This is a genomic window from Enterococcus sp. S183_ASV_20, assembly GCF_018919685.1.
Lineage (GTDB): Bacteria > Bacillota > Bacilli > Lactobacillales > Enterococcaceae > Enterococcus > Enterococcus faecalis.
This window is the reverse complement of record NZ_JAHLRI010000078.1, coordinates 1-9,058: the sequence shown is the minus strand read 5'-3', so window position 1 is coordinate 9,058 and position 9,058 is coordinate 1. Positions and strand designations below refer to the sequence as shown.

The 9,058-nt window shown below is 28.6% G+C and carries 12 protein-coding genes and 1 pseudogene; 6 read left to right on the top strand and 7 right to left on the bottom strand.

What is annotated here, in order from left to right:
- Positions 1–133 precede the first annotated feature (133 nt).
- From KQI94_RS14445 to KQI94_RS14435, 3 genes are all read right to left on the bottom strand, one after another.
- The gene (locus KQI94_RS14445; RefSeq protein WP_216454545.1) at positions 134–1,333 is read right to left on the bottom strand and encodes an abortive infection system toxin AbiGii family protein; all 1,200 of its coding nucleotides are present in this window, start codon (positions 1,331–1,333) and stop codon (positions 134–136) included.
- Between the two features lies 1 nt (position 1,334).
- Positions 1,335–2,195, bottom strand: a complete 861-nt coding sequence (locus KQI94_RS14440; RefSeq protein WP_010775696.1) for an abortive infection system antitoxin AbiGi family protein — start codon at positions 2,193–2,195, stop codon at positions 1,335–1,337.
- Between the two features lie 80 nt (positions 2,196–2,275).
- Positions 2,276–2,878, bottom strand: coding sequence for a Fic family protein (locus tag KQI94_RS14435; RefSeq protein ID WP_010775695.1), 603 nt, complete (start codon positions 2,876–2,878; stop codon positions 2,276–2,278).
- A gap of 611 nt (positions 2,879–3,489) precedes the next feature.
- On the opposite strand from KQI94_RS14435, the gene KQI94_RS14430 reads away from it, so the two are divergent.
- From KQI94_RS14430 to KQI94_RS14415, 4 genes are all read left to right on the top strand, one after another.
- Entirely contained in the window at positions 3,490–3,663 is a 174-nt protein-coding gene (locus tag KQI94_RS14430; RefSeq protein WP_002385577.1) for a hypothetical protein, read from the top strand.
- 90 nt (positions 3,664–3,753) lie between these two features.
- Entirely contained in the window at positions 3,754–5,121 is a 1,368-nt protein-coding gene (locus tag KQI94_RS14425; RefSeq protein ID WP_048948035.1) for an SEC-C metal-binding domain-containing protein, read from the top strand.
- Positions 5,122–5,237: 116 nt separating this feature from the next.
- A complete protein-coding gene (locus KQI94_RS14420) occupies positions 5,238–5,882 on the top strand; it encodes a recombinase family protein (protein ID WP_048947920.1) in 645 nt (214 codons plus the stop codon).
- An 18-nt stretch (positions 5,883–5,900) separates the two neighbouring features.
- On the top strand, positions 5,901–6,110 hold the full coding sequence (locus KQI94_RS14415; RefSeq protein ID WP_048947921.1) for a hypothetical protein: 210 nt from the start codon (positions 5,901–5,903) through the stop codon (positions 6,108–6,110).
- A gap of 101 nt (positions 6,111–6,211) precedes the next feature.
- On the opposite strand, the gene KQI94_RS14410 is transcribed toward KQI94_RS14415, so the two are convergent.
- The 3 genes from KQI94_RS14410 to KQI94_RS14400 form a co-directional block, all read right to left on the bottom strand.
- Positions 6,212–6,466: a hypothetical protein gene (locus KQI94_RS14410; RefSeq protein WP_010709162.1), complete on the bottom strand. Its 255-nt coding sequence runs from the start codon at positions 6,464–6,466 to the stop codon at positions 6,212–6,214.
- Between the two features lie 116 nt (positions 6,467–6,582).
- Entirely contained in the window at positions 6,583–7,251 is a 669-nt protein-coding gene (locus KQI94_RS14405) for a CPBP family intramembrane glutamic endopeptidase (protein WP_010709163.1), read from the bottom strand.
- A gap of 35 nt (positions 7,252–7,286) precedes the next feature.
- Positions 7,287–7,604 (bottom strand): heavy metal-binding domain-containing protein, encoded by a 318-nt coding sequence (locus tag KQI94_RS14400; protein WP_048947922.1) that lies wholly within the window; start codon positions 7,602–7,604, stop codon positions 7,287–7,289.
- Positions 7,605–8,221: 617 nt separating this feature from the next.
- Between KQI94_RS14400 and KQI94_RS14395 the strand changes: the two genes are divergently transcribed.
- Positions 8,222–8,422, top strand: a complete 201-nt coding sequence (locus tag KQI94_RS14395; RefSeq protein ID WP_010717203.1) for a hypothetical protein — start codon at positions 8,222–8,224, stop codon at positions 8,420–8,422.
- 22 nt (positions 8,423–8,444) lie between these two features.
- On the opposite strand, the gene yajC is transcribed toward KQI94_RS14395, so the two are convergent.
- Positions 8,445–8,693, bottom strand: coding sequence for a preprotein translocase subunit YajC (gene yajC, locus KQI94_RS14390; RefSeq protein WP_032488840.1), 249 nt, complete (start codon positions 8,691–8,693; stop codon positions 8,445–8,447).
- Between the two features lie 257 nt (positions 8,694–8,950).
- Between yajC and KQI94_RS14385 the strand changes: the two are divergent.
- Positions 8,951–9,058 (top strand): annotated as a pseudogene (locus tag KQI94_RS14385) (IS6 family transposase); the annotation flags it as partial.

The window sequence follows — 9,058 nt, the reverse complement described above, 5'->3', positions numbered from 1 at the left end:
TAATGTATCTTCAGCCGTTTTCCAATAATGAATTTTATGTTGATTCTGATTACGGGCTAATATGATAAATCTTAGTCTGGTACTACACTATTAAATAAGAGAGTCAAGATTGGTTAATTATATTTTCACAGAGTTAACCAATCTTTTGAGCGTACTCTAATTCTGAAATAATAACACCCATATCATCATTTTGTACATCATCAAATAATAGTTTTCTGTACGTGAACTGATCTCCTTCTATATTGAAATCTAATTTACTAGTATCAGAGGTATTTTCATTTGGTGCACTGGCGATAGATGATACTTCTTTAAATACAAACTGTTCTATCATTTCTATATTCTCGTTAAGTAAATGTATATCAACTTGAGTGTATCCTAGCATTGCAAATTTATTTGTTTTGTCTATCTTATTTTTTATATCCTCTGTCAAAGTTAAAGAAAATAGTCTACTTTTTTCTGGATAAAAATAATATTTATCTAAAATTAGTGAAATATATAGTCTCTCTAAATTAATTATATCTGAATTAGTAACAGATTGAGTTATGTCAAACTTAATAGTGTTTTCTTTTTTACTATTATTGATGAATTCTTGAACTTCGTATAACTTCGTATAAAAGTCTATCATGTTTTGTATATTTTTTAATTCATTTTGATCAAATAAGTCAAGTTCGCTTCCAAAAATTTCTATTCTACCACTTGCAAAATTTTTTAATTTTTTGTGATTTCTATATAATTCATCCAAGCTATTCGATTTTTTGAAATTGTAAGTAAGAGAAATATTCAATTTTTGAGTAGTCTGATTCATAATCAATTTTAAGAAAAATATATCATCAGTATTGGATTCAAAAATTACCTTTTCTAAACTTGGATAAGGCTTTTGCTCTATCCAAAAATCATATGTTACGTTATTAAATTTAACAGGAATTTTTTCAGCCTCACCAAATTTTTCAGGAATAAGGTAATATTTTTTGTTTTGTTCTTTTATTTCCTGGCCAAAAGCTTTCATAAGATTATGAGGTTCTATAGAGCTTTCTCCTATATTTGCTTCAGAAATAGAGATTTCTACAGGTTTTTGATATCTATAGAGTAAGGTATTCAAATCGTTAGGATGTTCTATTTTGATATTTTTTAATTCTTTCGGAAGCTTAAGTTTTAATTTAAAAGATACTTTTTCTTCTGTATTATTTGGTACGAGCATATATTGTTGTGAGTTTTTATCATACTCATAATGTGTGTTTTTAGGAGCAATTTTGTTAATATAAATTTGCCATGATTTGGGTCCTACGCTAAGTTCTATTTCATTTTCTTCTTCAAAAGCTTCTTTAAATCCCATTTTACCAATCCCCCACAGTTTCTTGATAGACAACAATTTTACTAGCTAAAATTAATGCATTTTCAACATTGTCAGCAAACTTATTTTTAATAGTTTGTAAAAGTTTGTTGCGATCTTCTACAGTATTTACAAAGATATATTTTATAGCCTCAACAGTAAGATTAATATGAGTGGTATCTTCGGTTGTTAATGCATCGGACATCTTTTTTAAGACATCTGGATTCATTTTTTTTGGCATTGTAGCATCATTTAAAAAACTACTCATATTAACTTTAGATACGTTAGGAAGAAAGCGCCATTCTTTTTCATCATGAAAATTTTTTCTTATGTTTTTATTATTCATTCTCATTTGACCATTTAATGGTTTAGATAATTTTACTTGATTTAAAATGAAATCATAGAAATCCTCATCTAGATCTAAACCTTTAGCAAGTGATTCAAGCCCTTTATTGAATATATCACTTAATTCTTTACATCTAACAGAATTTTCATTTATATAACTAATTGGTTGAAATCCTTGCGATTCACACCATTCTTTATCCAATCCTATACCGTATTTACCATATCCATCACTTCCAGTTTTTTCATCTTTTTCTACGTGATGAGGAAGCATGTGTAGATGAATATCACAGAAGCAAAGCATAGGAAAAGCAACATTCTTAATTCTTCTATTTCCTATTTTTAATTTTAAATATTCAACATCTTCAATGACATATCTAGGATATAATTTCATATTTTCAATGTCAGTAATTAAATAATTTATATCTCTCATAAAATTAAATAATGTATTAGCGCTTTGTCTATATGTTATAAAATTTGGGAATCCTACGTTGATAGGATAGCTTTCTTTATCTATACTCACTTTTTAAATGCCTTTCCTTCCGTTTTGTTATATTATTAATTATATAGTTTTTAATAATTTTGTATTGCAAACGAGATTATTTATAATTCATCAACATTGTATTCGGTGTATCCTTCATAATAATAGCTAATATCAATACCCTTCATGAAGATTTCTCTATCATTAATTTTATCAGTTAAAGCATTTGAGATTAAATATTTGATTTCCAAATCTTTGACCGGACTTCTTTCCATTGCAGACAAGTAATCTTCTTTATTAATTAAGTTCCAATCTACAACCCGCTTTAATTCTTTTTTCAGAATTAAGTCTAACCATATTCTCGTTGCTCTACCATTGCCCTCACGAAAAGGATGTGCAATGTTCATTTCAACATATTTGGCTACAATTTCATCTAAATTTCTTTGGGGCATTTTATCTATATGTTCTAAAGCGATTTCTAGGTACATTACTGGTGCAAAGCGAAAATTTCCTTTAGAAATATTTTGACTTCTTACTTTACCTGCAAATTCATAAATATCTTCAAACAAATAATTATGGATATATGATAGTCCTTTGAATGTTCCAACTTCTATTCTGTCAATATCTCCAGAGTCATATAATCGTTTTGCATTTTCTTTACTAACACGTTCCTCAACTCTGTTTAACTCAAGTTGGTTAATAATACCTAATTTGTTTTCTAACAACTGAATTCACCTCCTATTAATTATTAATCTTCTTTTTCAATAACTCTTTCAACTTTCATGCTAAGTTTTTCAATGTATTTTAGCACGAAATCTACATAACAATCAAAAATATAAAGACACTTGCTATTCCCATTTTTTCATATGGTAAAAATAAACTCAATGCCATTTTTGAGATATGCTGCATCGTCATGATAGATTATTGATGATGTATAATAAACACTTTTTTTCTACATGTAAGATATTAATTTATATAGTTTTAACGATGAATGCTTGTAAAATATCTAATTTACTAGTTTCATTAGTAAGTGCTGCATTCCTAACAACTTGTATTATTCTTTTAGATGAAATTTTTAATAACCCTATTTCTTTAGGAAGCTGTTTAAGTGCAATGAGTGAGATATCTTCAGGAACAACGACCCAGCTATAATTAGTTTTAGTATTTAAAATTATATTGTTAAGTTTGTTATCCGAAAAAACTATTTCGATGCTATGTGTATTTAATTCTTGTGTGTATTTACTAGACACGTTTTCTAGCAATAAAAAATCTAAAGTAACAGAATGGTTGAGTTTAGCAAGACAAAAAAACATTAATAGAAGAGGGGATGTAGAAAATGACTGAAAAAATCGATTTGAATAAGTTATATCATGAAAGTAAAAAGGAAAGAACCGAAAAACAAACGAAAATGGAACGTGCGTTGGAAGGAGTTGTGTGTGGTTTATCAAGAAAAGCAGCTGTCAGTCTGATTAATAGAAACAAGAATTCGCAAGATAAATTTAAGATATAGTCCTTTGATAAACTAAAAAAATTGTAAGAAAATTGTTTGAAAGTGAGTTATACTTAGTACATTAAAAACTTTAATAAGCGGGGGAAATTTATGGTTGATAACAAATTTATAACATGTAGTACATGTGGTACAACAATAAATCTAAGAATTCAGTTAGGATATTTTAACATACCATTTCATGTGAACTGTCCAAACTGCGATATTCTTATTAATGGAAAAGTAATACTTGAAGATGCTGAAAATTATTATATAAAATTAGATAATGCTTGCGAAATTGACGAGTATGAAAATGAATTTTATTCAGTTGAGCTATCAGCTGAGTTTCCTACGCGAAAAATTAAAAAAAAAACTATGGGATTAGATAATGTGGAACTTTCTCCTTTCATAAGAGCTCATAATTTTTATAATGATATACTTTTAAGTAAAAACTCAACTAAGAATGCAATGTTTTTTTCAAATTATTACAAGAAACATTGGTCTGATTTAAAGATTAATTACAATCTTTTTTGGAATAACCAATTACGTCTATTAAAACCAAAAATAAATAAAGAACTTTCTAAATATCCCCATATAGGAGTAACCGAAGTCCGTAATATGCTTGATGCATGTATGGCATTACATCAAATGCTTATTGCAACTACTGGTATTAGTGTCATTGTTGGAGACAATTCAATTTCTAGATATATTAGCTTGGCAAATTTAATGTTGGAAGATAAGAGTAAACTTCCTAAATATATGGAGTACTCAATAAAAATAGAATCAAAATTAGATAATATTGAAAAAAAAGCATTCAAACTAATAGAGTCTTTTGCAAAAATATACGATCAGTTAATTCCGGTTGTTTCTCTGCGTTATGCTGATAAAATGAATAATGTTGATATGGATAAGTATGGTATAATGACCGCTAATTTTGAAGAATTAACAACATTTTATGCGCAAAGTTACGAATGGATATTAGAAAATGTTGATATCGTAATTGCATTAAATAATATTGAAGTCAGAGGAGACTATCAAAAATGTGAGAACGGTAAATCTTATGATGAGTATCTCAAAGTATTTAAAGGAAAAAAATTAGAATGGATGAATAATGATGAACCTTTTAGTATCCCAGTAATAAGTCTAAAAAACAAATTAAGAAATGCTATTCAACACTTTGACAGTGAGATTGATTACACGACACAAATAATTAAATTTCATGATAGAGAAAATGTTGAAAAACTGTATTTAATGGAATTTGCTTCATTGTGTATAGATAACTTCAGTGTAGTAATTTACATTTTAGAGCTAGTTTATAATCTAAGAAGAAATAATCTTATTTTAAGTGGATGTATTCCCCACTTGAATGTTAAAACAAATATCGGATCTAAACATAGTGTTAAGAAAAAGAAGATAGGACGAAATGCTCCCTGCTATTGTGGTAGTGGAAAAAAATATAAAAAATGCTGTTTGAATTCGTAAATCAAAAGAACCAACAGGGTATACCCTGTTGGTTCTTTTGGTTAGCTATGGTATACTTGGATTTGTAAAGGGTCAACAGGATTGGGCAACAGAATTTTGAAATGGAGAGTATTTTTATGGCAAAAATAGGTTATGCACGTGTGAGCAGTACAGATCAAAATTTAGATAGGCAATTAGAGTTGCTTTCTAATTGCGATAAAATTTTTTCAGATAAAGCTAGCGGAAAAGACACAAATCGAGAAGGATTTCAAGAAATGATGAAATTCATACGTGAAGGTGATATTGTCGTTGTGACGGAATTAAAACGTTTAGGACGAAATAATAAAGAGTTAACAGAAACGATGAATTTAATTCAGCTGAAGAAAGCTACGCTTGAAGTTTTGAATTTACCAGCTTTAACAGGGATAACTGACGATAATTTGCGCCGTTTACTTAATAACTTGATAATCGAATTATACAAATATCAAGCAGAAGAAGAACGCCGCTATATTCGTGAAACGCAGCAACAGGGAATTAAGCTAGCAAAACAAAAAGGTAGATACACAGGGGGAAAACGAAAATATAGTGAAAACGACCCACGCCTTCAGTTAGGATTTAAGCTATTTCTTGAAGGTGCAACAGATAAAGAAGTTGAAGAACAAATTGGTATCAACAGAAGGACTTTTAAGAGATATCGTCAACGTTATGGAATTACTGCAGAAAAACGAAAAAAAATAAAAGATAAAAAGAACTTTAAGCACGTGGATGAAGTGTATAGTTAAAGAACTGGAGGACTTTAAGTGATGGCTAAGAAAAAATATGATCATTTTGGTATTGAAATTGGTATGTGGAACCGAGACAATGTAGTAAATAAAATAGAGTGTGATTGTGGCCAACTGGCCAATAAAGTACGAGGCAAGCATGAATTTTTTGAATGTGCTGACTGTGGTCGTTGTTACCATAAAGAACTTGGAGAATATGTGCCACTTGAAAATAGTAATAAGGGATAAAAAAGAAAGAAGGAAAAAGTTATGAAGAATAATCAAATGGAAATCAAGTTTGTCAATGGCCAAGTTAAAATGTAGGTTTTTGGCCATTGACAGAAGTAAAATTAACCAAGTGCAAAAAATAGAAATGTAAAATATAAAACTGGATAAATGTTGATAATACCACCTAAGATAAAAGCAATTTTTTGGTAAGTTTTATATCCTTTTTTATAATTGAAAATAGCTAAAATAAAACCAATAATTCCTAAAATTAGTCCTACTACCGTTTGTTGAGAATGAATATATAGTTGTGGTGTCAGTACTAAAAGGTTTGCTACTACTCCGAAAAAGAGAATGAATGTAGATAGATATTTTTTCATATAGTTTCCTCCTTAAGATCAGTTAAGAATATAAAGATTTATACCTATAAAATATGATAAAAAAGCATTAGTAAATATTACATATTTTCAAAACTTGTTAATCTTTTGTTAGCTTATTATATAAGACCATAAGCTATAGCAATTGCAGGGAATAAGTTGTTTAAAAAGTGTATGGATATGCTTACTCTTAAGTCTTTTGTTTTGTAGTAAGAAACTGAAAGGATAATCCCCATGAAGAAATACATTCCAAAGCTGATAAAATTTGTAGGGCCATGAATAATCCCAAATAAAAAAGAACTGATTAATATTGCTAATAGGGCATTATTTTCTACAAGATATCCTATGATACCTCCTCTAAATACAATTTCTTCCATAATTGGTGCAGCAATTCCTAACAATAAAACCACTAAAACAGGAGATACTCCACTAAATAATTTAATAAGAGTCGAATCATTTGCTGTAGTTGTGTGTCCTTGCATATTTAATAACAATGTTCCACCAATAGCTATACCTCGATCTATTAATGTTGCTACTAAAATAATCAAAATATTTTTTTTAGTAAGAAATGGATGATTTGTTTTTATAATGTTCATTCTTTTAGCTAAGTAGATTAAAAAAAGAATATTAATAACAACAAGTATGACTGTAACAAGTGTCGAGGAAATATTTAAATTTTTTTCTCCTGCATCTAAAGATAATTGTTTTATTACTCCAAAAGCAGTGATTCCAATTTGACTAATTATAAATAATATGAAAATTGAAAATATTCTTTTTACATAGTTCATATAATCACTCCTATTAAAACCAATGTTCGTTTTTTCTATTGATTCTTAAATTTAACAGCTGTACCATATGCTACAACTGACTGCATGTCATTACTAATAGATCCAGAGTCGAAACGCATAGCAATAATAGCGTCGGCCCCAATATTTTTTGCTTCTTCTTTTAAACGGTCCATTGCTATTTTTCGTGCTTCTTGTTGCATTTCTGTATACGCTTTGATTTCTCCGCCAACTAAATTTTTTAATCCTGCGCCAATATTTTTTACAATATTTTTAGAATGTGTTGTTACACCAAATACTACATCAAGTGTTTCGTATTCTACACCATATAATTTTTCTGAAGTTATTATGAGCATATTAAAAAACCCCTTTCAAAATTTTATATTATAAATATAGCATATGAAAGAGAGGAAAAAAACTTACAATATTGTTATTTTATAACTTAAAGTAACTGACTAAAATTGATTAGCTATAATAAATATTGATTTTATCAATAAATATAACTGTTGTTTTTTTATAGAAGAGAATTAATATAGGTATTCTAAGGAGATGAAAAGTATTTAAATTTATTGAATTTCTGATAAAATAAATTTTGGTAATAATCACTTTGCCAATAGTAGTAGTGTCATGAATTTAACCCTCGATTTTAAGTGGTTATTGCCTTTATTCTTATAGGGTGAAATTTTTTATAACTTCTTTATTTCTTTTTTAGGCATTGATAAATTCCTACCAAGATAGAGGCTACATAAAAAAGGCAGATACTTAAGAAGAGTATATTCATGATTTCCTCCTAGTTAAATGAAAGTCATGAATAATTGTACCAAGATTTTTTAGGGAAGTTAAGATTGAAATAGGAAAGTAAATACGATAAAATTTTTATAGACTGTTACGTTGAAATTGTTCTTCAGAGACTATTTCTTCCAAACCACCTACTAGATAGGTGGTTTTAATTATTATTTTCGGAGGTTGTGTTTTGGCCAAAAAAAGTAAGGATTTAATAGATATAGGATCATTTGTGCATTGTCAATCTGTTATGGGACAAACGCTCAAAGGAAAAGTTGAAGTGATAAATCAATATACAGTGATCGTTTTTGATGGAGAATTTCGTCATGTGGTCACGAAAAAACAGTTGAAAGAATTAGGCTATTGTTTGCCAAATAAAAGAAAAAAATAAGCAGAGAGGGATTCCTTTCTGCTTATTTTTTCGTTCGTATAGATTGTTGATCAAAGTCGAAAAATGCGCCTTCACAGTCAAGAGTTACCTTCTTTTTATCTGAAGATATTTCAGAAATTACTCCATGTAACCCTCCAATAGTCACAACAGCGTCTCCTGGTTGTAAATTGTTTAAAAAATCTTGTCGTTCTTTTTGTTGCTTTTTTTGTGTACGAAACAGATAAAAATACATAGCAACAATAACTAGCAGCATGATAAGCATCAGTTTCATTTCTCCTTGTTAATTTGAAAATTTTTATATAGACATCAAGGCTATTTTATAAAAAGAAAGTATTGATGGCAATATTTGTTTTGAATGAAATGATACAATAATCAGGTGAAAAACAATTGGAATTGATAAATACCAACTTACAAAAATGTTAGGAAAATTCTTTTGTTTTAACATTTACAAAACGGTTCTGTTGCAAAGTTTTAAATCTACTATCAAATAAGGTAGAATAATAGAAAAAGATAGCAGGAGGAATGACGGTGAATCATTTTAAAGGAAAGCAATTTCAGTAGGATGTGATTATTGTAGCCGTGGGCTACTATCTTCGTTATAACCTTAGCTATCGTGAAGTTCAAGAAATCTTATAT